The organism is uncultured Oceanicoccus sp., assembly GCF_963968385.1.
GTDB lineage: Bacteria > Pseudomonadota > Gammaproteobacteria > Pseudomonadales > Dasaniaceae > Oceanicoccus.
In genome coordinates this window covers 1-26,696 of the sequence record NZ_CAXAHB010000019.1, presented here as the reverse complement: position 1 = coordinate 26,696, position 26,696 = coordinate 1, and the positions used below count along the sequence as shown (strand labels likewise).

Annotated in this window: 28 protein-coding genes; 22 read left to right on the top strand and 6 right to left on the bottom strand. The window is 46.1% G+C overall.

The genetic code is table 11. The features are described 5' to 3' along the window. Positions 1-5: 5 nt before the first annotated feature. Together AACP44_RS03595 and gloB are read right to left on the bottom strand one after the other, a co-directional pair. A complete protein-coding gene (locus AACP44_RS03595) occupies positions 6-1,556 on the bottom strand; it encodes a LysM peptidoglycan-binding domain-containing protein (RefSeq protein ID WP_339339090.1) in 1,551 nt (516 codons plus the stop codon). Positions 1,557-1,753: 197 nt separating this feature from the next. Continuing rightward, positions 1,754-2,569 (bottom strand): hydroxyacylglutathione hydrolase, encoded by an 816-nt coding sequence (gloB, locus tag AACP44_RS03590; RefSeq protein WP_339339088.1) that lies wholly within the window; start codon positions 2,567-2,569, stop codon positions 1,754-1,756. A gap of 104 nt (positions 2,570-2,673) precedes the next feature. On the opposite strand from gloB, the gene AACP44_RS03585 reads away from it, so the two are divergent. The 3 genes from AACP44_RS03585 to dnaQ are packed head-to-tail and all read left to right on the top strand — an operon-like array spanning position 2,674 to position 4,658. After that, on the top strand, positions 2,674-3,477 hold the full coding sequence (locus AACP44_RS03585) for a class I SAM-dependent methyltransferase (RefSeq protein ID WP_339339086.1): 804 nt from the start codon (positions 2,674-2,676) through the stop codon (positions 3,475-3,477). Beyond that, positions 3,474-3,926 (top strand): ribonuclease HI, encoded by a 453-nt coding sequence (gene rnhA, locus AACP44_RS03580; RefSeq protein ID WP_339339084.1) that lies wholly within the window; start codon positions 3,474-3,476, stop codon positions 3,924-3,926. Before AACP44_RS03585 ends, rnhA begins: the two co-directional genes overlap by 4 nt. A gap of 24 nt (positions 3,927-3,950) precedes the next feature. Continuing rightward, positions 3,951-4,658: a DNA polymerase III subunit epsilon gene (gene dnaQ / locus AACP44_RS03575; RefSeq protein ID WP_339339082.1), complete on the top strand. Its 708-nt coding sequence runs from the start codon at positions 3,951-3,953 to the stop codon at positions 4,656-4,658. Between the two features lie 31 nt (positions 4,659-4,689). Here dnaQ and nhaB read toward each other — a convergent pair whose 3' ends face one another. Beyond that, positions 4,690-6,204: a sodium/proton antiporter NhaB gene (gene nhaB / locus AACP44_RS03570; protein ID WP_339339080.1), complete on the bottom strand. Its 1,515-nt coding sequence runs from the start codon at positions 6,202-6,204 to the stop codon at positions 4,690-4,692. A gap of 648 nt (positions 6,205-6,852) precedes the next feature. Here nhaB and sohB point away from each other — a divergent pair. Beyond that, a complete protein-coding gene (sohB, locus tag AACP44_RS03565) occupies positions 6,853-7,890 on the top strand; it encodes a protease SohB (protein WP_339339094.1) in 1,038 nt (345 codons plus the stop codon). Between the two features lie 49 nt (positions 7,891-7,939). Here sohB and AACP44_RS03560 read toward each other — a convergent pair whose 3' ends face one another. After that, positions 7,940-8,995, bottom strand: a complete 1,056-nt coding sequence (locus AACP44_RS03560; RefSeq protein WP_339339078.1) for a 3-deoxy-7-phosphoheptulonate synthase — start codon at positions 8,993-8,995, stop codon at positions 7,940-7,942. Between the two features lie 102 nt (positions 8,996-9,097). Then, complete coding sequence (locus tag AACP44_RS03555) at positions 9,098-9,637, bottom strand: PilZ domain-containing protein (RefSeq protein WP_339339077.1); 540 nt, start codon at positions 9,635-9,637, stop codon at positions 9,098-9,100. 197 nt (positions 9,638-9,834) lie between these two features. Here AACP44_RS03555 and AACP44_RS03550 point away from each other — a divergent pair, with 197 nt between their 5' ends. Genes AACP44_RS03550 through AACP44_RS03540 form a run of 3 tightly spaced genes read left to right on the top strand, consistent with a single transcriptional unit; the run spans position 9,835 to position 13,057 of the window. Further along, complete coding sequence (locus tag AACP44_RS03550; protein ID WP_339339075.1) at positions 9,835-11,079, top strand: lipoprotein-releasing ABC transporter permease subunit; 1,245 nt, start codon at positions 9,835-9,837, stop codon at positions 11,077-11,079. 39 nt (positions 11,080-11,118) lie between these two features. Continuing rightward, on the top strand, positions 11,119-11,802 hold the full coding sequence (gene lolD / locus AACP44_RS03545) for a lipoprotein-releasing ABC transporter ATP-binding protein LolD (RefSeq protein WP_339339073.1): 684 nt from the start codon (positions 11,119-11,121) through the stop codon (positions 11,800-11,802). Positions 11,803-11,806: 4 nt separating this feature from the next. Beyond that, the gene (locus tag AACP44_RS03540) at positions 11,807-13,057 is read left to right on the top strand and encodes a lipoprotein-releasing ABC transporter permease subunit (RefSeq protein WP_339339072.1); all 1,251 of its coding nucleotides are present in this window, start codon (positions 11,807-11,809) and stop codon (positions 13,055-13,057) included. On the opposite strand, the gene AACP44_RS03535 is transcribed toward AACP44_RS03540, so the two are convergent. Beyond that, positions 13,058-13,582 (bottom strand): DUF2062 domain-containing protein, encoded by a 525-nt coding sequence (locus tag AACP44_RS03535; protein WP_339339070.1) that lies wholly within the window; start codon positions 13,580-13,582, stop codon positions 13,058-13,060. A 183-nt stretch (positions 13,583-13,765) separates the two neighbouring features. On the opposite strand from AACP44_RS03535, the gene AACP44_RS03530 reads away from it, so the two are divergent. The 15 genes from AACP44_RS03530 to AACP44_RS03460 form a co-directional block, all read left to right on the top strand. Continuing rightward, the gene (locus tag AACP44_RS03530) at positions 13,766-16,066 is read left to right on the top strand and encodes a DNA internalization-related competence protein ComEC/Rec2 (protein WP_339339068.1); all 2,301 of its coding nucleotides are present in this window, start codon (positions 13,766-13,768) and stop codon (positions 16,064-16,066) included. Between the two features lie 120 nt (positions 16,067-16,186). Further along, positions 16,187-16,813 carry a MotA/TolQ/ExbB proton channel family protein gene (locus AACP44_RS03525; RefSeq protein WP_339339066.1) on the top strand — a complete coding sequence of 209 codons (627 nt, stop codon included), beginning with the start codon at positions 16,187-16,189 and terminating at the stop codon, positions 16,811-16,813. Positions 16,814-16,827: 14 nt separating this feature from the next. Continuing rightward, positions 16,828-17,247 (top strand): biopolymer transporter ExbD, encoded by a 420-nt coding sequence (locus AACP44_RS03520; protein WP_339339064.1) that lies wholly within the window; start codon positions 16,828-16,830, stop codon positions 17,245-17,247. Between the two features lie 6 nt (positions 17,248-17,253). After that, positions 17,254-18,285: a tetraacyldisaccharide 4'-kinase gene (lpxK, locus tag AACP44_RS03515; RefSeq protein WP_339339062.1), complete on the top strand. Its 1,032-nt coding sequence runs from the start codon at positions 17,254-17,256 to the stop codon at positions 18,283-18,285. After that, on the top strand, positions 18,282-19,049 hold the full coding sequence (gene kdsB / locus AACP44_RS03510) for a 3-deoxy-manno-octulosonate cytidylyltransferase (protein WP_339339060.1): 768 nt from the start codon (positions 18,282-18,284) through the stop codon (positions 19,047-19,049). Before lpxK ends, kdsB begins: the two co-directional genes overlap by 4 nt. Positions 19,050-19,051: 2 nt before the next feature. Beyond that, positions 19,052-19,531: a low molecular weight protein-tyrosine-phosphatase gene (locus AACP44_RS03505; RefSeq protein ID WP_339339058.1), complete on the top strand. Its 480-nt coding sequence runs from the start codon at positions 19,052-19,054 to the stop codon at positions 19,529-19,531. Between the two features lie 5 nt (positions 19,532-19,536). Then, a complete protein-coding gene (gene murB / locus AACP44_RS03500) occupies positions 19,537-20,556 on the top strand; it encodes a UDP-N-acetylmuramate dehydrogenase (protein WP_339339056.1) in 1,020 nt (339 codons plus the stop codon). A 10-nt stretch (positions 20,557-20,566) separates the two neighbouring features. After that, the gene (locus AACP44_RS03495; RefSeq protein WP_339339054.1) at positions 20,567-21,169 is read left to right on the top strand and encodes an alpha-ketoglutarate-dependent dioxygenase AlkB; all 603 of its coding nucleotides are present in this window, start codon (positions 20,567-20,569) and stop codon (positions 21,167-21,169) included. A gap of 86 nt (positions 21,170-21,255) precedes the next feature. Beyond that, positions 21,256-23,079, top strand: a complete 1,824-nt coding sequence (gene uvrC, locus AACP44_RS03490) for an excinuclease ABC subunit UvrC (RefSeq protein WP_339339092.1) — start codon at positions 21,256-21,258, stop codon at positions 23,077-23,079. A 42-nt stretch (positions 23,080-23,121) separates the two neighbouring features. Then, positions 23,122-23,700 (top strand): CDP-diacylglycerol--glycerol-3-phosphate 3-phosphatidyltransferase, encoded by a 579-nt coding sequence (gene pgsA / locus AACP44_RS03485; protein WP_339339052.1) that lies wholly within the window; start codon positions 23,122-23,124, stop codon positions 23,698-23,700. A 126-nt stretch (positions 23,701-23,826) separates the two neighbouring features. After that, positions 23,827-24,222: a translesion error-prone DNA polymerase V autoproteolytic subunit gene (gene umuD, locus AACP44_RS03480; protein WP_339339050.1), complete on the top strand. Its 396-nt coding sequence runs from the start codon at positions 23,827-23,829 to the stop codon at positions 24,220-24,222. Then, the gene (locus AACP44_RS03475) at positions 24,206-25,459 is read left to right on the top strand and encodes a Y-family DNA polymerase (protein ID WP_339339048.1); all 1,254 of its coding nucleotides are present in this window, start codon (positions 24,206-24,208) and stop codon (positions 25,457-25,459) included. Before umuD ends, AACP44_RS03475 begins: the two co-directional genes overlap by 17 nt. Positions 25,460-25,574: 115 nt before the next feature. Next, on the top strand, positions 25,575-26,042 hold the full coding sequence (locus AACP44_RS03470) for a hypothetical protein (protein ID WP_339339046.1): 468 nt from the start codon (positions 25,575-25,577) through the stop codon (positions 26,040-26,042). Positions 26,043-26,061: 19 nt separating this feature from the next. Next, positions 26,062-26,301, top strand: a complete 240-nt coding sequence (locus tag AACP44_RS03465; RefSeq protein ID WP_339339044.1) for a hypothetical protein — start codon at positions 26,062-26,064, stop codon at positions 26,299-26,301. Positions 26,302-26,403: 102 nt separating this feature from the next. Next, the coding region (locus tag AACP44_RS03460) for a hypothetical protein (RefSeq protein ID WP_339339042.1) at positions 26,404-26,696 on the top strand (293 nt) is incomplete at its 3' end.

Below are 26,696 nucleotides of genomic sequence, written 5' to 3'. Positions count from 1 at the left end.
CATGATTAATTCACACCGTTAGTAATATCCACATAAAGCGTCAAACGCTGACCCGGCTGAAGATAGTGCTTGGGATTCACCGAATTCCATTTAAGGATATCTTTTATCTTTACATTGAATTTATTAGCAATACGGGCCAGTGAATCGCCATTGCGAACTTTATAGCCCACTTTTCTGACCACCGCATCACGCTGTGTGGCGGTGTTAAGCTTAACTGGATCTTTAATCCATAGGCTTAATTTTTGGCCGGGTTTAAGGACGTCCTTAGGAGCAATGCCATTCCAATGGCTTAATTTTTTGATTGTGACATTATAACGGCTGGCGATAGACCATAGGCTATCACCGTTGCTGACGGTGTAATAAATTTGCCGGCTGTTATTGCCACCTCTACGTCTGTTTTGAATCGTGGCAAGGCGCTGTTCGGCACTGAGGGAATAGTGCTGTCCTGCTTCTGAGGCAGTGGGGATCATTAAGGTTTGGCCAATGCGAATGGTATCGTGATGAATGTTATTGATAGTCTTGATGGTGTCCACACCGGTATTAAATCGCTTGGCTAACACGGATAAAGAATCACCAGTTTTTACGCTATAACGCTGCCAGTGTAAACGTTGCTGTGGTGGTAATTTTGCTAGCTCTGCCTGAAACTTGACGCTATTACCAATGGGTAGCAATAGGCGATGAGGGCCTTGCGGTGAAGTCGCCCAGCGATTAAAGCCAGGGTTAAGACGATAGAGTTCGTCAATAGCAATACCCGCCATCGTTGCTGCTTGGGCAAGATCAATTTGTGAATGGGTGTCGACCTCGACAAAATAAGGGCTATTGGCTACCGGATACAGCACGCAGCCATAACGCTGAGGGTTGTCGATTAGCTTGGCTAAAGCCAGCAACTTGGGAACATAGCTGCGGGTTTCGCTCGGTAAATCCAGCGACCAGAAATCAGTAGGCTTGCCACGCCGTTTGTTTTTTCTAATGGCTTTGTTCACATTACCCTGACCGGCGTTATAAGCTGCCAGCGCTAATAACCAATCACCGTTATAGTATTGGTTTAGCATGGTCAGATAGCTGATAGCTGCCTTGGTAGAATCGATAATATCCCGGCGACCGTCAAACCACCATGTCTGCTCTAGCTGATACATACGTCCTGTAGCAGGAATAAACTGCCACATGCCCGAAGCTCTGCCATGGGAATAAGCAAAGGGGTCATAGGCGCTTTCAACAATAGGCAGTAGGGCCAGTTCAAGCGGTAGGCCCTGCTGTTCCAGTTGCTCTGTGACATGATAAATATAGCGTCGCGATCGTTCGCTGACTCTTGCCATATAGCTGGGATTTTTTTGATACCAATTAAACTCAGCATCCACTCGCTGTTGCTGAATATCGAAATCCATTGCAAAACCCAGTCTGATACGCTGCCAGATCGTAGTGGGTGTGACCCAAACAGGGGTGTTAGCGATGGGTTTAGTTTGGCTGTAGCGGCAGTAGTGAGGTGTGCCGTAATCCGTAAAAAACTCGCGGGGGTTGTTATCGATTAGCGCGCTTGCGGTTTGATGGTTAATCACAACAGGCTCTGGCTCTGCTATAGAGGCGGGAGGTTCTGGTTGTGTTGTCTGACAACTGGTAAGCAGTAATATGCTTGATATTACTTTAATTAAATAATTTAAATATTTGATAATTAACAACTTAGTTATTTTTAGTGATCTTGTTTTTGCTGGGCGCCATTGTATTGATGCGCGCCATTAAGGTCAATCAAGGACTTTCAGACGGAAAAATTATCTTTCCAGCCACGAATCGTTGCAAATACCGCTGTACTATCCGCACAGTCATCCTGACGGTGTTGTTTAGCACGATCAATCACGGCCGTTTGATGACAACGTAAAAACGGGTTGGTGGCTATTTCTGTAGCTATGGTCGACGGTAGGGTGGGTAGGCCCTGTTGCCGCAAGCCAGTAGCTTGGCTAATTCTTTGCTGCAAGGCCTGATTATCCGGTTCTACGGCATTGGCAAAAGCCAAATTAGCCAGCGTATATTCGTGGGCACAGTAGACACGGGTATCGGCGGATAGTTCTGCCAGTTTAGTCAGTGAGGATAGCATCATCGCGGGATTGCCCTCAAACAGGCGACCACAGCCACCGGCAAATAACGTATCACCGCAAAATAAGATGGGGCCACCGTCGGCTTGCTCGCAATACAAGGCAATATGATCAAGAGTATGGCCAGGCACTTCCAGCGTGATAAAGTCTAGCCCCATTATCGACAGGGTATCTGACTCGGCCAGATGATGGGTAATTTGATCGATATGATCGCTACGCGGGCCGTAAACCGGAACCTTATATTGAGCCACCAACTCATCTATCCCTCCGGTATGATCAAAGTGATGGTGGGTAATTAGTATCGCGACCAAGTCAAGCTGCATTGCATCCAGTGCAGCAATAACAGGCTTGGCATCACCGGGATCTACGACCACAGCCTGCTGGCTGATATCGTCATAAAGACACCAGATATAATTATCATCAAACGCTGATATAGGTATTATTTGGATCATGGCTATCGGTTGTGTAGTTGGTTCTAACACTATTTGTTTCTAACACTATTTGTTTCTAACACGATGAGTGTGCCCTAAGTGTAGATAAATAACCACGATCCGTTATGATAATTGTTCGATATTGAGGGCGCGTTGTGAGAGAAAGTCTTAAGCGGTTTACTAAACAGCCAGATCCAGAATTATTGTTATCACTATTACAGCAGTGGTTTGATGGTGAAACTGGCCAGCTAATGCTAAAACGCCAGCAGGCCCTGATCAATGAAGCCATTGCCGCCAGTTTTGGCTATCACCTGCTGCAACTCAGTGTCGACCCCCGCTTGCAATTGTGTACTAACAGCCGGGTGCAAAATAACTATCAAAGCCATCCCTTAGCTTCCAGCGGTCATATGCGTAGTGCGTTTGATCAGCTGCCCTTTGACAGTGAAAGTCTGGATGTGGTTTTGGTGCATCATGTGCAGGAGTATGTCAGCAACCCCCATACTTTACTGCGAGAGATACAACGGGTGATTATTCCCCATGGGCATTTAATCATTATCGGTTTTAATCCCTGGTCAGCCTTGGGGCTATATGCGCAGTTTGCCCGTTTTTTACCTGATTCCATCTGGCAAAATCACCGTCTTAGTTCGTGCAGATTAAAAGATTGGATAAGTCTGCTGGGTTTTGAAACACAGTGCTGTCATTTCGGTTATCATAGCCCTGCATGGTTGGAGCGCAGCGATAAGCCTGCACTGAAACGCTTTTTAAAGCAGTGGCCATTAGGTGGCTTTTATATGATTTCAGCGATAAAACAACAGGCCGGCATGCTACCGATTAAGCCGAGCTGGAAAAGGGCAAGAGATCCTTTTGCCGGTTTGTCGCCGGTAAAACCTCGCGCAACGCATTATATGCCGATTAACAAAACTGAAAAAACACCACTATATAAAGAGAATATTGTTTGAAGTCTGTCAACAAAGCGGTTGAAATTTTTACTGACGGCGCCTGTCGCGGCAACCCCGGGCCTGGTGGCTGGGGCGTTCTTATTCGTTTAACAGGCGATCGCGCTACAGAAAAGTCATTGTGCGGTGGTGCTAAAAATACCACCAATAATAAAATGGAATTGCAGGCGGCTATTGAGGGCCTAAAGGCCTTAAAAGAACCTTGTGATGTCACCCTTTATACCGATTCAAAATATGTATTACAGGGTGTCACCGAATGGTTGGCGGGTTGGAAAGCGAAAGGGTGGAAAACCGCCGCCAAAAAACCGGTTAAAAATATTGAGTATTGGCAGGCGCTTGATCAGCAGATCGCTCGTCATTCGATCAACTGGCAATGGGTCAAAGGCCATAGCGGTCATCGTGAAAACGACATTGCCGACCAGTTGGCTAATCAGGGCTGTGACCAGTTGTAAAACTGCGCTAGTTAGGAGCATATCGTGAGACAAGTAGTACTTGATACCGAAACCACTGGTCTGGAACCTTCACAGGGACATCGGATTATTGAGATTGGCTGTGTTGAATTGGTCGATCGTAAATTAACCGGCCGCCACTATCATCAGTATATTAATCCAGAGCGCGAAGTGGACGCCGGAGCAATGGAAGTGCATGGCATTACCAATGAGTTTCTTGCTGACAAACCTCTGTTTCATCAAATTAATCAGGCGTTTTTGGACTTTATTGATGGCGCCGAGCTGATTATTCATAACGCGCCTTTCGATGTCGGCTTTATCGATCATGAGTTTAAACTGCTTAAAAAAAGCTTGGGCAAAGTGACCGACTACTGTTCGGTGGTCGATTCTCTGGTGATGGCAAGACAAAAACATCCCGGCCAGCGCAATAGTCTGGATGCGCTGTGTTCCCGATACGAGGTTGATAATTCCGCCCGTGATTTACACGGTGCATTATTAGATGCCGAAATTCTCGCCGATGTCTATTTGTTGATGACCGGCGGGCAAACCAATTTGTTATTGGCTGGTGAAAGTACCCAGGATAATAGTGGTCGAGCTCAACAATCGATCAAGCGTTTGGCTAAAAAGCGGCCAGCCTTAAAAGTGATTGCGGCAGATAATGAAGAATTGGCGGCACATGAGATTCGTCTGCAGGAAATTGATAAAGCCAGTGATGGCAATAATCGCTGGCGTTAAAGCTTAAGCTCTAACGCCAGCCATGGTCGGCTTAAAGCACCATATAAACGGCAGCCAAACCAACACCACCCATAATGATAGTATAGGGAAATGCCATAATAACCATCTTGCCATACGACAATCTGATCAGCGGCGCCAAGGCAGAAGTTAATAAAAACAGAAATGCGGCCTGTCCATTGGGTGTCGCGACACTGGGGATATTGGTTCCGGTGTTAATTGCAATAGCCATGGTGTCAAATTCGGCGCGAGTAATGGTACCGGCATCGAAAGCCGCTCTGGCTTCATTGATATAAACCGTTGCCACAAAAACATTATCACTAATCATCGATAGCACACCGTTGGCAATAAAAAACATGGTCGGCCTAATGCTGTTATCCATCGCCAAGACGGCATTGATAACAGGGCTAAACAGGTGCTGCTGCTCAATGACGGCGACAATGGCAAAGAACACCACTAATAATGCGGTAAAGGGCAGGGCTTCCTCAAAGGCATGACCCAGTTGATGCTCTTCGATAATGCCGTTAAAGGCAGTCAACAACACGATAATACTTAAGCCAACGATACCCACAGCGGCCACGTGGGTGGCTAGGGCGACAACCAGAAACAGGGCAACCAGTGCTTGAACAAGCAGCGCGGCTTTATCTCGGGTAGTGCGCTTACTGTCCTGTTGTCTGGCAAATTCTTCTAACACATCTCTCACAGTTTTTGGTAGCTCAGCACCGTAGCCAAAGGTTTTGGTGATTTCCAGCATCAAGCAAGTCAATAAGCCTGCCACTAAAACCGGCATGGTAATGGGTGCCATCTTGAGGAAGAACTCAATAAAGTCCCAGCCTGCTTTTTCAGCAATCAGTAGATTTTGTGGTTCCCCTACCAGCGTACAAACACCACCTAAAGCAGTACCTACAGCACCATGCATTAGCAGACTACGCAAAAAGCTTCTGAATTTTTCAAGGTCTTCTCGATGAAAGTCAACCACGCCAGTGTCATCAGTAGGGTCATGTGAGTTTTCGAGATTTTTACCCGAGGCTACCTTATGGTATACCGCGTAAAAGCCAACACCGACACTGATCAGTACCGCTGTCACCGTGAGTGCATCAAGAAAAGCACTTAATACAGCCGCTACCAGTGAAAACAGTAACGACAGAATTTTTTTGGATTTAATTCCTAGTAAAATTTTGGTGAACACAAATAGCAGCAGGTTCTTCATAAAATAAATACCCGCCACCATAAAGATCAATAACAAAATAACTTCAAAGTTATTATGAGCTTCGTGGTAAACCGCTTCAGGCGAAGCCATGCCAATGGCAATCGCCTCGATCGCTAGCAAACCGCCCGGTTGAAGAGGGTAGCACTTCAGCGCGAGCGCCAGAGTAAAAATAAATTCCAGTATCAGTATCCAGCCGGTAATAAAGGGACCCACTGTATAGAGCAATATAGGGTTCAACACTAAAAAAGCGATAATGGTCTTTTTGTACCATTGAGGGGCCTGCCCGAGAAAATTCGCGACAATGGCCTCGGACATGGTTTGAGGCATGGTTTGAGCCATGAGGTACTCCTTTAAGTTCGACTTTATGTTAGTTATCTAATTAAGTTTATTAACTCTTAGGTAGATAGGTTTTGCTGTTTTGTAACAATTATTTATCAATTGCGTCTTTAATGGTGTTTTACTTGACCGATAGGCAACGGCCTATAAGTATAATTTACTTTAATTATTAATCATAACAATCTGTTATTAATAATATATTAAATACATTATACAGGTCGACTGACTCTTAAATACAGCCCGCTGATTACTCAAGTATGGCTTGGTGTAGTGCAAGCAGGATTATAGTAATCATTATCAATAATTGGCATGGCCTATAGCGGTTGATTAGGCCGTTTGTGCGTTCCATGAATAGATAAACATTCGGCACCTGCCACAAACCTAGCGATGATTTGATAGCAATGATCAAAGTTTGTTCGTTATAGATACAGATATAGATATAGATGCATCCTACATTAAGACAAATTCCCTTCCCAGTGCTGATAATGCCTTGTTAACAGTAAGTCTGTCTAGTACAGCTTGTTCAACGCGTGGTCTGAAGCGCTTCACCTATCTTGACTTACTCGCTCTATCACTCCAAGATTGCCTGCCTGCAAGCTAATCACTAAGCCATAGTTGCGTTGTTAGCAACACTGATACCGAGGTATGACATTGGAATTCGTTATTAATTACAGCCTATTTCTGGCTAAAGCTGTCACTATTGTTGCGGCTATCTTATTTGTTGTTGTCGGTATTATTGCTGCCAGTAGTCGTGCCAAAAAAGAACAGGACGGTCAAATTGAAGTTACTCTGATCAATGATAATTACAATGATCATGAACAGGCTCTTAAAGCCGTCGTTTTAGATGATGAAGCATTAAAAAAAGAAGCCAAGTCACTAAAGAAAAAGCAGAAAGAAGACAAGAAAAAGCAATCCAAAGCTGAGCAAGAGCAGAAAAAGCGTATTTATGTGCTAAGTTTCGACGGTGATATCAAAGCTTCTGCGGTTGAAAGTCTGCGTGAAGAGATTAGCGCCGTGTTAACCATGGCGACATCAGATGATGAGGTGGTATTACGTCTGGAGAGCCCCGGTGGCATGGTGCATACCTATGGTCTTGCGGCATCTCAGCTGACCCGCATTACCAAACAGGGTATTCCCTTAACGATTATTGTCGATGCAGTGGCTGCCAGTGGCGGCTATATGATGGCCTGTATTGGTACCAAGATTTTAGCGGCACCGTTTGCCATTATTGGGTCTATTGGTGTGGTCGCACAACTGCCAAACTTCCATCGCTTATTGAAAAAAAATGATGTGGATTTTGAAATGTTTACTGCCGGTGAGCATAAGCGCACCGTCACTATGTTTGCCGAAAATACGGAAAAGGGTAAAGCCAAATTTGTTGAAGACCTTGAAGATACCCATGAGTTATTTAAAAGCTTTGTCACCGAGCATCGCCCGCAAGTTGATATTGCGCAAGTGGCTACCGGTGAAATCTGGTACGGAAAACGGGCTTTAGAGCATAAGCTGATTGATGATATTCAGACCAGTGATGAGTATCTAATGTCACGCCGTGATGATAGTCATATTTATGCGGTCAGCTTTGAAACCAAGAAAACATTACAGGAAAAACTTGGGCTGGCGGTTTCCTATGCTACCGATGGTGTAGTCGATAAGCTGATTCAGCGCTTTGGTGGCAATCAACGGTTTTAACCGGGCTAAACAGGCTGAGGCCGTTAATGGGTAAATTGTTACCAGATATCTACTTACGGCCACGCCGTTGCTTCACAGCCTCAGCTAAGCCACTTAATACCGACTCTGTCGTTTGCCAAGAAATACAGGCATCAGTGATACTCACGCCATAGCTGTCGGGCGTTTTCTGATTGCCTTCCAGCAAATGACTCTCAATCATAACGCCGGCAATTGCAGTGGCGCCATTGGCAATCTGCTCACCTATATCAGCGGCAACCCTGGGCTGTCTTGAAAAATCCTTATTGCTATTACCGTGACTGCAATCAATCATCAGCTGTTGATTTAGTTGATGCTTGTCCAATAGCTCGACTGCCTCACGGACAGCGCTATTGTCATAGTTGGGGCCCTTGTTAGAGCCGCGCAAAATAATATGACAATCGTTATTACCGCGGGTAGTCACAATAGCCGAAATACCTTGCTTGGTCACCGATAAAAAATGATGCGGGTGCGAGGCTGCACCGATGGCATCAATAGCGATTTGGATACTGCCATCCGTGCCGTTTTTAAAGCCGATAGGCATTGATAACCCAGAGGCCAGTTCACGATGAATTTGACTTTCGGTGGTTCTGGCGCCAATCGCTCCCCAGGAAACCAGATCGGCAAAAAACTGGGGTGAAATGGTATCTAGGAATTCACAGCCGGCAGGTAGGCCAATTTCTGCAACATCGATCAATAACTTTCTGGCAATACGCAGACCCTGATTAATATGAAAACTGCCATCAAGATAGGGGTCATTGATTAAACCTTTCCAGCCTACGGTGGTTCTGGGTTTTTCAAAATAAACTCGCATCACAATCAGTAGCTCTTGCCGATACAGATCGGCTGCTTTTTTCAAGCAATGGGCATAGTCAAGCGCGGCATCGGTATCATGAATAGAGCAGGGGCCAACCACCACCAATAAACGATCATCGTCGCCAGTAAAAATACTGGCAATATCGCTACGGCTGCGGCTAATCATATCGGCGCTAGTGTCGCTGACGGGTAGCTCTTCCATTAAAATCGCTGGGGGAAGCAATGGGCGTAATCCATCAATATTAACGTCGTCGATTTTTATATCTTTGGTCATGGTTCGATATCCACCTAAATTAAGTGGCCTAGTTATTGATTGATAGAATAAGTAATTTTTAGGCTTATCGCTGCAGTGTGAGAGATAGGGCTTGCAACAGCCTTAGTCGTCACTGGTCTTATTGCGCCGCTGGGTGAGTTGTAGCTGCATAATATGTTTGGCAAGCTGTTGACGATCGCTATCTTTTAAATGGATAAAGCTAAGCGCGATATTATAGCCACCTGCACTGACTGCAGAACAATTAATCACCTTGGCAAACACCATCAAGGTATGGTGAGTGGGTAATAAGGTGATTTGCAGAGCGAGATAACCGTTATTGGCTAGTGGTGAATCAGACTGTATTGAAAGACCGCCTTCGCTTATCGACACTCGTTGCTTTTTCTGATCGGGGGCTGTTCCTTCATGTTCGATAATTTTAGCGGCGATCAATTCCAGTTTTTTATCCTGACCTTTTAAGTAGGCTTCAAGATCACGATTTTGTTCAGCAATAGCCCGTAAAAATACGGCATGGTTGCGGTCGATCGCCTGCAATTCTTGCATTAAGCAATAACCGGGGTCTGTTTTAAATGCCGCAGGGATCCTATTAGCTAGCGCGCTACTTTCATCGACCGGTTGATAGCGCAGTAGCACTTGGTCATTCACACGAAAAAAACTCCGCCTTTCATTAGCGGTGGACTGGGTCACCGGATTATTCTTCACGTGGATCAACTCCGTATTAATGGGCTTTATGGTGATTATTCGGTACCATGGTGGTAATAATAAACCAGTACTGACTAGCTCTTGCCTTACTGTAGTACAGCTTGGTCGAAATATCACTACAACTCACTGACTGGCAGCCAATGTATCAACCTTTATCCCTGTTTATTGGATTGCGATATACCCGAGCCAAGCGCCGGAATCAGTTTATCTCCTTTGTTTCGCTGATTTCTCTATTAGGCATGATGCTTGGGGTCACTGCATTGGTGGTGGTGATGTCGGTGATGAATGGTTTTGAGGCGGAATTGCGCGGTCGTATTTTATCTGTGATTCCCCATGGCTATATCGATGGTCCCGAACAACGCCTGTCGGATTGGCCGAGCTGGCAAAAACAGCTGACCAAATCCGATTCGGTGGTTGCCGCATCTCCCTATATTGATGGTACCGTGATGCTAAGCCGTCCCGGCATGGTGCGCGGCGCTATGTTATATGCCATCGACCCAGAGGCTGAAGCCAAAGTTTCCACCATTGACGCCAGTATGATTGCAGGCCAGTTAATGGATTTGCAGCAGGGCGGTTATCAGATCGTACTCGGCGACATTCTTGCCCGCCATTTGGGGGTTTATGTGGGTGATGAGATCAGTGTTATTTTGCCTCGGGTAACGGTAACCCCAGTCGGTATTTTTCCACGGGTTAAGCGGTTTACCGTTGCCGGTATTTTTCAGGTAGGCGCTGATCTTGATGGCAATACAGTGTTTATTCATTTGGCCGATGGACAAAAGCTGTTCCAAACAGGTAATCAGGTTAAAGGCCTGCGATTACAATTATCCGATCTATTTTTAGCACCGTCTTATTTGCCTGAATTGGCCAAAACCATGCCAACCGGCAGTGTTGCCAAAGATTGGTCCGAGACACAAGGCAGTTTGTTTAACGCCGTGGCGATGGAAAAAACCATGGTGTCACTATTATTAATGATTATTGTGTTGATCGCCGCGTTAAATATTGTTTCTATTGTGACCATGATGGTGTCTGACAAACGCGCAGATATTGCGGTCTTAAGAACCATGGGAGCATCCCCGCCATTAATTTTACGTCTGTTTATGATTCAAGGTGTTGCAGTCGGCTTTGCCGGTATACTGGTGGGCGTAGCCATCGGTATTCCTCTGGCACTCTATGTTGGTGATATCGTTGCCATGCTGGAGGGCTTATTGGGTGCCCAAGTATTTAATCCCGAGGTGTATTTTATCAGCCGCATTCCTTCAGAGTTACAGTGCAGTGATATACTCTGGGTCAGCTGCTGTGGTTTATTGCTCAGTGTGATTGCAACCATTTATCCGTCTATACGAGCCTCACAAATACAGCCGGCTGAAGCCTTGCGTTATGAATAAATATCAATGTTTTTACCGCAACCAAAAGTGGACAGTTTTTTGCAAAAACCCATCGTTCTAGAGTGCCGGGCACTCCACAAAAGTTATCAGCAAGGGCCGCAGCCCCTAGTGGTGCTCAATGGTGTCGATTTTTCTATTCGTAGTGGCGAGCGAGTAGCCATTGTGGGCGCTTCTGGCGCGGGCAAATCTACCTTATTAAATATGTTAGGCGGGCTGGATGTTCCCAGCTCCGGCGATGTGATTATCGCCGGCCAGACAATGGCTGGCATCAATGAAAAACAACGCGGCCAATTGCGCAATCGTTATCTAGGCTTTGTCTATCAGTTTCATCATCTTCTGGGTGAGTTTACTGCCCTGGAAAATGTTTCCATGCCGTTATTAATTCGCGGCGATAGTCCCTCAAGTATTAAACCCATCGCAACCGAGATATTAAGCCAAGTGGGTCTGGCTGATCGACTAGATCACAAGCCATCAGAGTTATCCGGCGGCGAGCGTCAACGTGTTGCCATTGCCAGAGCGCTGGTTACCCAGCCGCAGTGCGTGTTGCTGGATGAACCAACCGGCAATCTTGATCAGCATAGCGCTGACTCTATTCACAGCCTTATGCATGATCTCAATAAAACTTTAGGAACCTGTTTTATTGTAGTCACCCATGACTTGTCTCTGGCCGATCAAATGGATCGCAAGCTTTCGTTGGTCGACGGCCAACTCAGAGAAGGTTAGTCCTTTGTTTAAGCCCTATGCCCTGTTTATTGGCCTGCGTTATGCCGGCTCTAAGCGGCGTAGCCAATTGGTTTCGTTTATTTCCCTAGTCTCCATGGTGGGCATGGCGGTGGGTGTTGCACTACTGATTTTAGTGCTCTCGGTGATGAACGGTTTTGACCGTGAAATGCGAACCCGTATCTTAGGTCTAGTGCCACAGATTAATGTGATCGCCTATGGCGATACCAACAATGCCGAGCAGGATTGGCAGCATATTCGCAAGACACTGCTTTACCACCCCGAGGTCAAAGCGATAGCACCATTTGCCCAGCTAAATGCCATGTTGCTTAAAGGAACCAAGGTAGAAGGCGCGCTGATCTATGGCATCGATCCCCAGCAAGAAAAAAACGTTTCAATTATTACTGATTATGTTAAAGCCGAGGCATTAGCGAGTCTTGAATCGGATAGTCGGCAAATACTCTTAGGTGCTGCCTTGGCATCCCGTCTGGGCGTTGCGATTGACGGGGTGGTTAATATGATGGTGCCGCAGGAAAATACTAGCGGCGCGATTTCACCACGGTTTATTCAATTAACCATAGCCGATATCTTCGACACAGGTACCGAGCTTGATCAATCGGTGGCGTTAATCGCGATTGAGACAGCCTTATCATTAATGCCGCCTGAGCAACGGCGTCAGGGCATGCGAATAACCGTTAAAGACACCTTTCAAGCGCCGCGCGTTGCTTGGGAGTTGGAGCAAAATATTCCCTATGGTTATATCGCCCGAGATTGGACTCGCAGTCATGGCAATCTGTATTCCGCCATTCAATTATCCAAACAGTTGGTTGGCTTGATGTTATTAACCATTATTGCGGTAGCGGCCTTTAATATCGTCTCTGCCTTGGTGATGGTGGTTACCGATAAACGCGGTGATATTGCTATTTTGCGAACAGCTGGCGCTAGTCCGGCAGGTATTATGGCGATCTTTATGGTGCAGGGAACGGTGATTGCATTAATCGGTACGGCGGCAGGTACCGCATTGGGCGTGGCTTTATCGCTAACGATTACGGATATTGTAGCGCTACTAGAGCAGCTTTTTCAGATTCAATTCCTTAACTCCGATGTTTACCCGATCGACTATTTGCCCTCGGATTTACGCTGGCACGATGTGCTGATAATCGGTGGTACAGCCTGTGTTATCAGTGTTTTGGCGACGATTTATCCGGCTTGGCGTGCCTCCCGTGTGCTGCCGGCTGAGGCCTTAAGACATCAATAATCAAGTTTTGGCCTGACGTTTTCTAGAGCGCTCTTTCCAATTGCGAATCGCATATCGCCGCCAGGCCAGACGAACAAACGTTGAGGCCAGCAAGCCAAAAAATAAGCCACATAGCAAACAACCCAGCAGCAAGGGCTGCCATATATTAATCAGTCCGTAGCGCAGCCATTCCCATGACAACTCAAAATTAAACTGACTCACTTCGGTATCCATTACCGCAAGGCCGACCTTATAAGCGAGATAAAAAATGGGCGCCATAGTCACGGGATTGCTGATCCATACCAAGGCAATGGCAATAGGCAAATTGGCGCGTAGCATAATGGCCATCAAAGCAGCAATAACCATTTGTATCGGCAGGGGGATAAAGGCAACAAAAAAACCGATAAACGCCGCAGCAGACACCGAGTGACGATTCATATGCCAAAGGTTGGAGTCGTGTAGCCAGCCCTCAAGGAACTTAAGCGACTTCTGTTGCTTAATCCAGTCAGAATCAGGGATAAAGCGCTTGATAATGTTGCGTGCCATATAGGCGAAGGTTCCCAAAACAAATAAACGGTATTTACAATACAATAAAACTGACTGACCAATAAGATCTGCATCGAGTGAATGCGATTTGCTATTGCTGTATTAGTAGCCGAGCGTATTATGCATGGAATTAACCGGCATCACTAGCCGGCTTAATACAAAAATGACTTAAGGATAAGTCTTATGCTGTTAAGGATGATAGCAATAGCGGCGGGGATCGCCCTGACCAGCCAACTCTCTCAATTACCGGCATTAGCTTTTGTTGCTTTAGCCATACCATTGGCAAGTTGCCTCTGGTTATTGCGCTGTTATTTAACGGCATGTTTGATAGCCGGATTCTGTTGGGGTGTGATGAGTGGTTATCAGGTGATTGATTCACAACTACCGGTAGATTGGCAGCAAAAATTATTATGGGTTGAGGGTAAAGTCGTTGGTCTACCGGTCACTGATGTTAATCGAGGTCAGCCAGTAACCCGTTTTCAATTGGCTGTTAGCCAACCGTTATGCCTAACGACAGAGGCCTGCAACGATAATATCACCTTGATAAGACTTAATTGGTATAAAGACCTTACGATCATTCCAGGCCAGCATTGGCGTTTACAAGTCAGTTTAAAGCGACCCTATGGTATGGCTAATCCGGGTGGTTTTAATTATCAAAGTTGGTTAATTCAGCAAGGGATTGGCGGTGTCGGTCGGGTTGTTGCGCACCCGAAAAATCAATTATTAGGGGTTAACAACTGGTCGATTGATCGCTGGCGCTGGCATGTGGCCCAGCTGTTGGACAGGCATGCTGCAGATTTATCCAACCGTCACTTAATCAAAGCCTTGCTGATTGGAGATAAGCGAGGTATCAGCCGCCAGCAATGGGATTTGTTTGCAACCACTGGCACCACCCATTTAATGGTGATATCCGGTTTGCATATAGGTCTGGTGAGCGCTTTAGTGTTTACGTTAACGCGTTTTTTGGTCTTGCTATTAATGCCTGCACAAGCGGCAGAGCGATGGGCCGCAGGCTTAGCTTTAGGTTTTGCAGCGATGTATGCATTGGCAGCCGGTTTTACCTTACCGACCCAACGCGCGCTAATTATGATTTTTGTAGTGATGATAAGTCTGTTTTGTCGTCGTTATATAGCGGCGAGTCAAGCCGTAGTCGTCGCTTTGTTATTGTGTTTAATTTTTGACCCGTTAGCACCTGCCTCATTGTCATTCTGGTTATCTTTTGGCGCTGTTATTTGTCTATTTTATGGAGCAGTAGGGCGATATCCCGCTGCAAATGCAGTGACAAAACTGGGGTCGGCTCAGTGCTTGGTTTTTATCGGCTTATTACCCGTGTTAGGCATTTTACTGGGACAGATTAGTTTTTGGTCACCCGTAGCCAATATCCTATTAGTGCCGCTGTTTAGTTTGATTATTGTGCCGGTTAATTTTATCGCGGCTTTGCTTTTCTCGTTGGATTATTCGCTCGCATTTATAATGTGGCAGGCTGTTAATGCTTTGCTAGCTTGGGCGCTGCAGTATCTTGAACTGATTGCTAACACAGCTGTTGATAATACCGTGTATATCGGTTTTAGACCCTGGCCGGTTAAGATTTTAGCCTTGCTCGGTGTTGCTTTGTTGTTACTGCCCAAAGGTATACCCGTTAAAAACTGGGCTGTAGTGATGTTATTACCCCTTATTTTTTATCAACCACCAAAGCTGGCCAATGGCGACTTGCGTCTAACGATTTTAGATGTCGGGCAGGGCTTAGCCATAGTCATTGATACGCGTAACTACACGCTAGTTTATGATGTTGGACCTAAATATAGCGAACAATTTAATACCGCTAGCGCAGTAGTGATTCCCTATCTTCGCTATCACGGACTACAAGCTATTGATACTTTAGTCTTGAGCCATGGCGATAATGACCATATTGGCGGCTGGCAGGGTTTTGTTAAGCAGATAGAAACCAAACAGCTGTTCTATGGCGAAAAACCAACAGAGACTGTTATTGATGGTCGATTTTGCTCACAGCAGCAACCCTGGCAACGGGATCAGGTGAGGTTTGAATTTCTCCAATCCACTAAGGCCCAAACTGCCGTTAAAAGCAATAATCGCTCCTGCGTCCTTAAAATCACGGCAGGTGATATTAGTTTTCTTTTGCCCGGTGATATTGATGCCTCAATGGAAATGGATTTAGTGCAACAATACGACACGCAATTAGCCGCCAATATATTGATTTCGCCGCATCATGGCAGCCATAGTTCTTCCTCATGGCCCTTTCTCAAAACCGTTAATCCTGAACTTGTGGTTATTAGCAGTGGTTACCGCAATCAATTTGGTCATCCGCATAGCACGATCGTCGATCGTTATCATGCATTGGGCATAGACACCTATATCACTAGCAAAACCGGAGCACTGACATTGACTATCCGTAATAATCAACGGTTAGAGCCAGAGCTGTTCCGTCAAAAGCACCGCCGCTATTGGTTACAGCATGAAGACTAACTTTTTCAGCTAGAATTGCCGTTGCGCATAGTTTTTAACTGGCTGACCAGTATAATGCAGGCTTATTAAAGCAATAATAATCGTATCAGCCGATCTGCTTTATCGCGGGAGGGAAGCAAGGTGTTCGAATTGGTCAAAGCCGGTGGCTGGCTTATGCTACCGATCATTATCTGTTCCATTGTCGCCGTCGCTATTTGTATTGAGCGTTATTTCGTTTTGAATGCCAAGACCATTGCGCCACCCAATCTATTGGCAGAGGTATGGGGCTGGATAAAAAACAATCAGCTTGATGCTGCTAGGATTCGTCAATTAAAAACGACATCGCCACTGGGTCGCATACTGGCTGCCGGTTTAGGCAACTCCCACCATGGTCGCGATGCAATGAAAGAAAGCATTCAAGAAGCCGCTAGCCAAGTGGTCCATGATTTGGAGCGTTACCTAAACGCACTGGGTACCATAGCTGCTGTGACTCCCTTGCTGGGCTTATTGGGCACCGTTATTGGCATGATTAAAGTCTTTACTGAAATCATGTTGCAAGGTACCGGCAATGCCGCTGTCTTTGCCGGCGGTATTTCAGAGGCTTTAATCACTACCGCGGCCGGCATAGGTGTCGCTATTCCAGCGTTAATGATGCATCGTTTTTATTCCGGCAAAATCGATTCAGTGATTGTGACCCTTGAACAGCAGGCCATCAAATTAGTTGATGCCCTACATGGCGATCGTAAAATCGATAGCAAACCAAGCTAAGCAGGACAGATACCGTGCAATTTAAACGTCAATATAAGCCAGCCGTTGCAGTGGATATAACCCCGCTAATTGATATTGTCTTTTTATTGCTAATTTTCTTTATGGTTTCCACCACCTTTACCCAGCAAACCCAACTCAGTTTGGATTTAGCGGAAGCCACGGGTGAGACGACAACAGATATAGCCCAATCAATCACCATTGCGATTGATGCCAATGGCCACTATCAGATTAATGGCCGCCGTCTAGTTTCGTCGACAGTCGACACCGTTATGGGCACACTGCAACAGCTTTCAGCCGATAATGCTAAACTACCGCTTATTATTAGTGCCGATGCTACCGCACCGCATCAGGCCGTTATCACTGCTATGGATGCGGCGGGGCAGTTAGGCTTTGAGCAACTTAGCCTAACCACCAAACAACCACTCAGCGATTAAACTGCTATGGCTCTTTCTACATTGGAACATCGCATTGTTCGCAGCTGGTACCAGAAATCACTGTGGCTATATCTATTGGCGCCATTGTCGCTAATTTATTTTTTGCTGACGTTTATTCGTCGATTGAGTTTTCGTGTAGGCATTTTGTCTGCTTTCAAGCCAGCGGTACCGACTATTGTAGTGGGCAATATTACGGTAGGTGGCACCGGCAAAACACCGGTAGTAATTGCTTTAGTTAAAGCCCTACGCAACAAAGGTTTTAAGCCTGGCGTAATCAGCCGCGGTTATGGCAGTCATGCCCCCAACTATCCCTATGCAGTAACAGCATCGAGTTCACCCCTGCATAGCGGTGATGAGCCGCTATTCATTGCGCAGAACACCGCCGCGCCCGTTGTGATTGGTGCCAATAGACAACAAGCGATCGCAATGCTGCTAACCGATAATGATTGCGATGTAGTGATTAGTGACGACGGACTACAGCACTATGCATTGAAAAGAGCGATTGAAATCGCAGTAGTCGATGCCAAGCGCGGTTTTGGTAATAACTGGTTACTGCCAACAGGACCACTAAGGGAGTGTGTCAGTCGTCTATCGCAGGTTGATTATATTATTGGCAATGGTGAGGGCGTATTGCAACTGCCCAGCGCAATACCGTTTTATCCCATGCAATTGCAAGCACAAGCGCTCCAATCGATTGATACTAACGCTGTGGTCGCGATAGATAAATGGCCTTATGGCAAACGGGTTCACGCAGTGGCCGGCATTGGTCATCCTGAACGTTTTTTTACTAGCTTGCGCCAGCTAGGTTTTGATCCGGTTGAACATGCCTTTGCCGATCACTACAACTTTAGCCATGATGATTTTCAATTTTCTGAACCTTTGCCGATTATTATGACAGCCAAGGATGCGGTCAAATTAGGCAATATGCAGCCTCCTGAAAATAGCTGGGTATTACCCGTAGAGGCTGCGATAGAACAGTCATTTTTTGATAGTATAGTGAAACAAATTCAATCACTGCCATCGAGACAGCCGTCATGAGTTTTAGCATAGTTATACCTGCTCGCTATGGGTCAAGTCGGCTGCCGGGAAAACCGCTGGCCGATATTGCTGGCAAACCCATGGTGCAACATGTTTATCAACAGGCCACGCAAAGCGCTGCCGAGCGCGTTATTATTGCTACCGACGATCAGCGTATTGAATCCGTTGCACAAGGTTTTGGTGCCGAAGTGGTGATGACTTCAAAAGATCATGAGTCGGGCACTGATCGGCTGCAGCAAGTGGTTAGCCAACTTAAACTTGATAATCAGCATATCGTGGTTAATGTGCAAGGTGATGAGCCATTAATCCCTGCCAGTGTTATCAATCAGGTCGCCATGCAGTTACAGCATAACCCACAGGCTGGTATTGCAACGCTGGTAGAAAACATTACTGATAGTGATGAAGTCTTTAACCCCAATGTTGTTAAAGTCACTATGGATACTAACGGCAGGGCCTTGTATTTTTCCCGTGCGCCAATCCCTTGGAGTCGCGATACTTTTACCAGTAACGATGGCCAGCTACCGCTAGGAGTCAATTACTATCGCCATATCGGCATCTATGCCTACCGCGTTGCATTGTTACATCAATTTGTTCAATGGCCAGCCAGCTCACTAGAGCGCACTGAAAAACTGGAGCAACTTCGGGCCTTAGAGAACGGCGTCACTATCATGGCCAGCGAAGCTTGTGAGACTATTCCCGCAGGTGTTGATACCGAGCAGGACCTAGAGGCGGTTCGTGCTCTGTTGACTCAAGATAAAGCCTAACAGTGGACGTTAGTGTTCTTTTTGTTTGTCTTGGCAATATCTGTCGCTCACCGACCGCACACGGGGTATTTGCACAGCTAGTGGCTGATCATCAGCTAAACCATCGTATTGACACTGACTCCTGCGGTACGGCAGCATGGCATAGCGGCAAACCACCGGATAGTCGATCAGTCGCCGCGGCGGCAAAACGTGGTTATGATTTAACACCACTGCGCGCCAGACAAGTTAGCCGTAGTGACTTTGACCAATTTGATTATATACTGGCTATGGATCAAGCCAACCTGACCGATTTGCAAGCCTTGTGTCCATCTAACTATTCGGGTGAGTTGGGTTTGTTTTTAAGCTATGGCGACAGCGAACTATTAGCGGTTCCCGATCCTTATTATGGCGATGATAATGGTTTTGAAGCAGTGCTGGATTTAGTGGAGCAGGCCAGTCAGGGCTTGTTAGCGCATATCCAGCAGCATGCAAAACTCCGGTAATGTCAATGACCTTACAAATACGGCAAAACGCTTCCTTACAGGCTTTGAATACGCTAGGCATCAATGCCAGTGCCAGATTTTTGGCCTTGATCGATCAGCCTTCTGATGTCACCAGTGCCCTTGAGTTAGCCAAATATAACCATTGGCCTGTTGTTTTTATTGGCGGCGGTAGCAATCTGGTATTGACCCAGGATATTGACGGCTTGGCTATGTATTGCCGATTAAGAGGCATCAGTACCAAGCAGCAGGGCGATGATGTTTTAGTTACCGCACAGGCCGGAGAGAACTGGCACGATCTGGTGCAATATTGTTTGCGGCATCATTATTATGGTCTGGAAAACCTCTCGTTAATTCCCGGCACAGTCGGTGCCGCACCGATTCAAAATATTGGCGCCTATGGCGTTGAGTTAGAACAAATTTTCGAGTCGCTTTATGGCTGGGATCTTGATCGACAGGAGTGGCGTCATTTATCGGCCGAAGAATGCCAGTTCTCCTATCGTAATAGTGTATTTAAACAGCAGTTAAAACATCGCTTTTTTATTACCTCAGTGACCTTGCGCCTGTCGCTAATCGACAACCCTAATATCAGCTATGGCGCTTTGCAGCAGTATTTTCAAGCGGCAGAAATTGCCTCTCCCACAGCACAACAAGTGTCCAGCGCGGTAATGGCTATCCGCCAAAGCAAATTACCTGACCCTGCCGTATTGGCCAATGTCGGCAGTTTTTTTAAAAACCCGATAATCAGTCAACAGCAACAACAGCAACTGTTAACCAGCTACCCCGATATGGTGTGTTATCCGCAGCCAGATGGCCAAATAAAAGTTGCTGCCGGTTGGTTATTGGAAAACGCTGGCTGGAAAGGGAAAAAAATGGGGCCGGTAGGCATGCATGAGCAACAGGCACTGGTATTGATTAATGATCAGCAGGGTGATGGTCAGGCAGTGCTTGCATTGGCAGAAGCCGTTCAGCAATCTATTGCAGAACGCTTTGCTATTCATCTAGAAATAGAACCGCAAATTTATTGAGGTCAGCGCTGTGCAAGCCGGTTTATTTTCTTCTATACCCCAAGTGCTTGATTTGCCGCAGGCTGATATTAGTTATTACCAAAACTTTATCGCCGATCACTCGGTGATTTATCACCAGCTACTTAATGATTTGCAATGGCGGCAGGATACCCTTCGAATGTATGGCAAGTCGGTATTGATTCCCAGAATGAACGCTTGGTATGGTGATAAAGGTGCCGCCTATACCTATTCAGGTTTAAACATGTCACCAATTCCATGGACAGATAGTTTACTCGCTCTGAAGCAACAGGTAGAACAACAGCTTAATACCCGTTTTAATAGTGTTTTGGCCAATTATTATCGCGATGGTGCTGACAGTGTCGCTTGGCATAGTGATGATGAAGCGGAGCTAGGGCATCAGCCGATTATTGCTTCGTTAAGTTTTGGTGCTACTAGACGTTTTTCTCTACGCCAACGGCAGCAACAGACAACACCGGTACATATTGATTTAGAGGGCGGTTCGTTATTGGTTATGGCCGGATCAACACAGCAATACTGGCATCACCAAATACCTAAAACCGCCAAGCCTGTAGCGGGGCGTATTAACTTAACTTTTCGTAGAGTAACCTCTTGACCGATAAAGCGACTAACACCTCAGCTGATAACAAGCTATCTGAGAACCCATCATCTAACAACCAGTCATCTGAGAACAGGGCTCCGGTGTTTGATCATGCGTCGTTTTTAAAAACACTCACCACTAAGCCCGGCATTTACCAGATGTATGATGCCGATGGTGAGATTCTCTATACCGGTAAAGCCAAAAACCTGAAAAACCGCTTATCCAGTTACTTTCGCCAGCAAGGTTTAGCGGTTAAAACCGCAGCGCTAGTGTCAAAAATAGCCGCTATTGAAGTCACCATTACCCATACAGAAACGGAAGCCCTGCTGCTGGAACATAATCTGATTAAGCAGCAACGCCCCCCCTATAATATTTTATTGCGCGATGATAAATCGTTTCCCTATATTTATTTATCATCGCAACATGAGTTTCCCCGTATTGCTGTACACCGCGGTGCAAAAAAACGCCAAGGCCGTTATTTTGGTCCTTATCCAAATACCTACGCAGTCAAAGAAAGCCTCAATCTTTTACAGAAAGTTTTTAAAGTGCGCCAGTGTGAAGATAGCTTTTATAATCATCGTTCGCGTCCTTGCCTGCAATACCAAATCAATCGCTGCAGCGCACCCTGTGTTAATAAAGTTGCCGCGGATGACTATGCAGAGTCTGTTCGCCATACCGTGATGTTTTTAGAAGGAAAAAACAAACACCTCATTACCGCGTTGGCCAATAAAATGGAAGCTGCTTCCACCGCGTTGGAATTTGAACAGGCCATGGAGTATCGCGACAACATTCAATATTTGCAGCAGGTGCAAGCCAGTCAATATATTGAAGGGGAGTCTGGTGATATTGATATTGCGGCCTGTGATTATCGGGCGGGGGTTGTTTGTATCCAGCTACTCTTTGTGCGCGGTGGACGAGTGCTGGGTAGCAAAAGTTATTTTCCTAAAGTGCATTTGGATGAGCAACAACCACAAATCCTTGAAGCTTTTTTATCGCAATATTATCTAGCCAATGGCGCCGGTGCGGATAATATGCCCCGAGAAATTATAGTCAGCCATGAGTTTGATGGTGCCGATGCCTTAGCTAAAGCTTTGTCTACTGCTTCTGGACGCAAAATCTCCATCAGCAATCGAGTGCGCAGTAATCGCGCCAAATGGCTAAAACTGGCGAGTGAAACAGCACAGCAAAATTTAACCGGTCATCTTGCCAACAAACAAACCCTTTACCAACGTTTTGAAGCCTTGCAGCAAGCCCTTAAGTTACCGCAGATGCCACAGCGACTTGAGTGTTTTGATATTAGCCATAGCAGTGGAGAAGCGACAGTGGCTTCCTGTGTGGTGTTTGATACTAACGGCCCATTAAAATCCGACTACCGTCGTTTTAATATCGAAGCGATCACCGCCGGCGATGACTATGGCGCGATGCGCCAAGCACTGGGTCGACGCTATACCCGGATTAAATCCGGAGAAGCTACAATGCCGGATATTCTCTTTATTGATGGTGGCAAAGGGCAGGTGACGCAAGCCTTATCGATACTTCAAGAACTACAAATTACCGATCTACTAGTTGTCGGTGTGGCCAAAGGCACCACCCGCAAAGCGGGTTTTGAAGTACTTTATCGCGCCGATACCCATGAAGAATTTATTATGCCCGCCGATTCCTCGGCTTTGCATTTAGTGCAGCATATTCGCGATGAGTCACACCGTTTTGCTATTACCGGCCATAAACAGCGCCGCGATAAAAAGCGTCGCGAGTCACCCTTACAAGGAATTCCCGGTGTTGGTCCCAAACGGCGAAGGGAATTACTGCGTCACTTTGGCGGCTGGCAAGAAGTGAAGGCGGCCAGCGTAGAAGATTTAGCCAATATATCCGGAATCAGCGAAAAGTTGGCCAGAGATATAGTGGCAGCCCTGCATAATAGGTAGAATGGCAAACATCTTGTGTTGATACTGATTACTTAAAAATAAATGAATATACCTAACGCGCTTACCCTGTTTAGAATTGCTCTTATACCGGTTTTTGTCCTTGTCTTTTATCTTCCCTATCACTGGAGCTTTATCGCTTCGGCGGTGATCTTTGCGCTGGCCGGTATTACTGACTGGCTGGATGGCTATTTGGCTCGCAAACTCAACCAGTCCACACCTTTTGGCGCCTTCTTAGACCCTGTAGCCGATAAACTGATGGTGGCGATCGCGCTGGTATTATTGGTAGAGCGATTTGGCAGCTGGTGGTTTACCATTCCTGCGATGGTGATTATTGGCCGTGAAATCGTTATCTCGGCTTTGCGCGAGTGGATGGCTGAACTGGGTAAACGTACCAGCGTAGCGGTCTCTTATATCGGCAAAGTAAAAACCACCTTCCAGATTTTAGCGATTATCGTGCTGTTAGCGGTAGCCCCGCAGCATAGCGGTTTGTTGCTAGATAGTGATTTGCTACTCAATGGTGGCCTGATATTGCTATATATATCCGCGCTACTGACACTATGGTCGATGCTAGTTTATATCCGCGCCGCCTGGCCAACCTTTGATATCAACAGTGATAAATAGCTCTATTATCGAGATAAGCTATTAGCTCAAGCAATCGCTAACCAGCAAAAAACCTAGATTAAAGAACAACTTATCATCAAGATATGTTGACATACTGTACATACATACAGTATAAATACCGATCTTATGAAAGTGCTTCTTATTCCCAAATACAGTCATTCCGTCTCTGCAGGCTTTCCCAGCCCTGCAGATGATTTTATCGATGAAGAGATTGACCTGCTTAACAAACTGATAGAGCAGCCCAGCTCAACTTTTTTGGCCCGAGTGGTGGGCATGTCGCAAATCAATGTCGGCCTGTTTCCCGGTGATCTATTAATTGTTGAACGCCATATAGAACCCAAAAATGGCAGCCTAGTGATTGCAGCCCTTGATGGTGAACTGACTTGCAAAACCATCGATACCGAACGGCAATTATTACTCCCCGCCAATGATGCGATGCAACCGATTGCGATAGGCAATAGTGAGCTAGTGATTGAAGGGGTAGTACGACGCTGGATACGCTGCCATGTTCCTCTTAGCTGATTGCCAAACCTGCTTTGCTTGCTGTGAACAGATTTACCGCCCGGATTTACGCGGTAAACCGGTTGTGGTGCTAAGCAATAACGATGGCTGTGTGGTGGCTCGCAATCGTGAAGCCAAAGCGCTGGGCATTCCTGATCTAGAGCCCTTCCATAAAATTCGGCATGTATTAGAGCAGCAGGGCGTCACCATCTTTTCCTCTAACTATGAACTGTATGGTGATATCAGCCATCGCGTAATGACCACCTTGAGCCGCTTTTCCCCGGAGATAGAAGTTTATTCGATTGATGAAATGTTTTTAGATGTTGCCGGGCTCAATCAAGACCTTAAAGCCTACGGCGAAATCATTAAACAGACCGTATGGCGCGAAGTCAGAATGCCGGTAGAAATCGGTATAGCACCCAGCAAAACCCTGACCAAAATAGCCGCTCATGCCGCCAAAAAAATTCCCAAACTCAATGGTGTCTGTGTTCTCGACCAAGCTTATAAATGGCAGTGGCTACAGCAGCGCTTGCCGGTAAAAAAAGTATGGGGCATAGGTTCGCGCTTTGCTCAGCGGCTAAATGCATTGGGCATTAATAGCGCCTATGATTTAGCAAATGCTGACCCCAAACAACTACGCAAGCAGTTTAATATCAATATTGAGCGCACCATCAATGAGCTTAATGGCATTGCCTGTTATTCACTGGATCAGCAGCCGGCCGCTAAACAACAGATTTTCTGCACCCGTTCCTTTGGTGACAAAATCACTGCATTGCAACCGCTAGAACATGCCGTTAGTGGTTATGCGGCCAGAGCGGCTGAAAAACTCAGAGCACAAAACCACAGCGTAAAAACGCTACAGGTTTTTATCAATACCTCGCCTTATGAGCCGGATTATTACAGCCGTAGCCGCACCCTAAAACTGCCGTTTGCTACCGACGATAGCCGTTTTATTATCCATTATGCGCGCAGGGCCGTTAGGGATATTTTTCAACCGCAGCGGCGTTATCTAAAAGCCGGGGTAGGGCTGATTGAACTACAGGATAAAACCTTTCAGCAGAATGACTTATTTCACCCCGGACAGCCCTTAAAATCCGAACACCTGATGGCAGCACTGGATAGCATCAACCGGCGCTATGGCCGAGGTTCAGTTTATATCGGTGCCGAAGGTTCAAAACAGCGCTGGAAAATGCGCCAACAGTACTTATCCCCAGCCTATACCACTCGCTGGTCCGATATTCCGCAAATTAAGTGCTGAGATTAAATTAACTATTGCAAATGATAATGATTATCATTTATAGTTTATTCAACTCAATTATAGTTGAACTCAATGTACTTAAGCTCAAGAGAGAGAAAGGGAGAGGGAGAGGGTAGTGACGATTAAATTTCTATGCGACAAACATCGAGCAATGCTGAACGACCATCCTGTTCAAGCGATTAACGTCTGGCAGGATAGCTTTGATCAAGGCAGCGCACTCTATGACCAAAGAGAGTGGCAGCAAGCCATAGCCTTTCTGGGCAGCGCCTACGAGACAGCTTGCATTATTATGACCAGTGAAGTGCTTGATCGTAGCAGTGCCTGTGAATTAGTCAGCACCTCAGCCGTATTATTGGCCAACACCTGCGTTATGCTAGGTCATGAGGCCGACAGTAGAAAGATATATAGCCTGGCTATCGATCAACTTGAGCAGCAAACCGCCCACAGCATGCAAGAGCGAATAAGTATCAATCAATATATTGCCCATCTGTATAGAAATATAAGACGTCTGGAATGCAGTACTGAAAAAACAGGCATCACTACTGGCAATACCTTGCAGTTAATCAGCGCCACCATGCACTAGCCGATAGGGAGAATCTTAAATGAGAGAATGCCGCACTAAAACAAACAAGCGTTATAATATCGGGCCACCGCAAGAACCATCGACAGCCAATGACAGAGTACAACTGGAAATACCGATTAACACCTTGCGGCGCTTAATGGCTGGGCAGCGGCTACTAATTGAAGATATGCACTGCCTAAACAATGACTCACAACAGCGAGTCAGGCAGCTATTAATGGATCAAATGATGGGCAGATATGAAACGGCCCAAACTCAATAGCATCAATAACCATAGTAAAAACTGACAAACTATTATCTAGACGTATCACTTAATATCAATGACACTAATAACAAGAATCAAAAGATAATTAAGGTTAATCGAATGGATATATGCCCAGCTTGTCAGCAAGATCACACGCTTGGCTGGCACAAAGCCACCATGAGCCCGCTGGCGCCAATGCCATGTAGCAACTGTGATACCGAGCTCTGTGTTACATGGAAAGGGTACTTATTATCAGCCCTACCCGGCAGCCTTCTGTTTTTGTTAGCGTATTTACTGCTAGAAGAAGAGTCTGTGTCTCAATATGCCAGTTATGCAGCATCTGTCGCCTTTATCGCGTTTACACAGCGGTTTTATATGCCACTGGTTATTCATAGCAAGGATAAAGGGTCATA

Coding starts and splice junctions, on each gene's coding strand:
- nhaB (WP_339339080.1), bottom strand. CDS start 6,204: ATGGCTCAAACCATGCCTCAAACCATGTCCGAGGCCATTGTCGCGAAT.
- AACP44_RS03560 (WP_339339078.1), bottom strand. CDS start 8,995: ATGACCAAAGATATAAAAATCGACGACGTTAATATTGATGGATTACGC.
- AACP44_RS03550 (WP_339339075.1), top strand. CDS start 9,835: ATGTATCAACCTTTATCCCTGTTTATTGGATTGCGATATACCCGAGCC.
- AACP44_RS03535 (WP_339339070.1), bottom strand. CDS start 13,582: ATGGCACGCAACATTATCAAGCGCTTTATCCCTGATTCTGACTGGATT.
- AACP44_RS03530 (WP_339339068.1), top strand. CDS start 13,766: ATGCTGTTAAGGATGATAGCAATAGCGGCGGGGATCGCCCTGACCAGC.
- lpxK (WP_339339062.1), top strand. CDS start 17,254: ATGGCTCTTTCTACATTGGAACATCGCATTGTTCGCAGCTGGTACCAG.
- kdsB (WP_339339060.1), top strand. CDS start 18,282: ATGAGTTTTAGCATAGTTATACCTGCTCGCTATGGGTCAAGTCGGCTG.
- murB (WP_339339056.1), top strand. CDS start 19,537: ATGACCTTACAAATACGGCAAAACGCTTCCTTACAGGCTTTGAATACG.
- pgsA (WP_339339052.1), top strand. CDS start 23,122: ATGAATATACCTAACGCGCTTACCCTGTTTAGAATTGCTCTTATACCG.
- umuD (WP_339339050.1), top strand. CDS start 23,827: ATGAAAGTGCTTCTTATTCCCAAATACAGTCATTCCGTCTCTGCAGGC.
- AACP44_RS03475 (WP_339339048.1), top strand. CDS start 24,206: ATGTTCCTCTTAGCTGATTGCCAAACCTGCTTTGCTTGCTGTGAACAG.
- AACP44_RS03465 (WP_339339044.1), top strand. CDS start 26,062: ATGAGAGAATGCCGCACTAAAACAAACAAGCGTTATAATATCGGGCCA.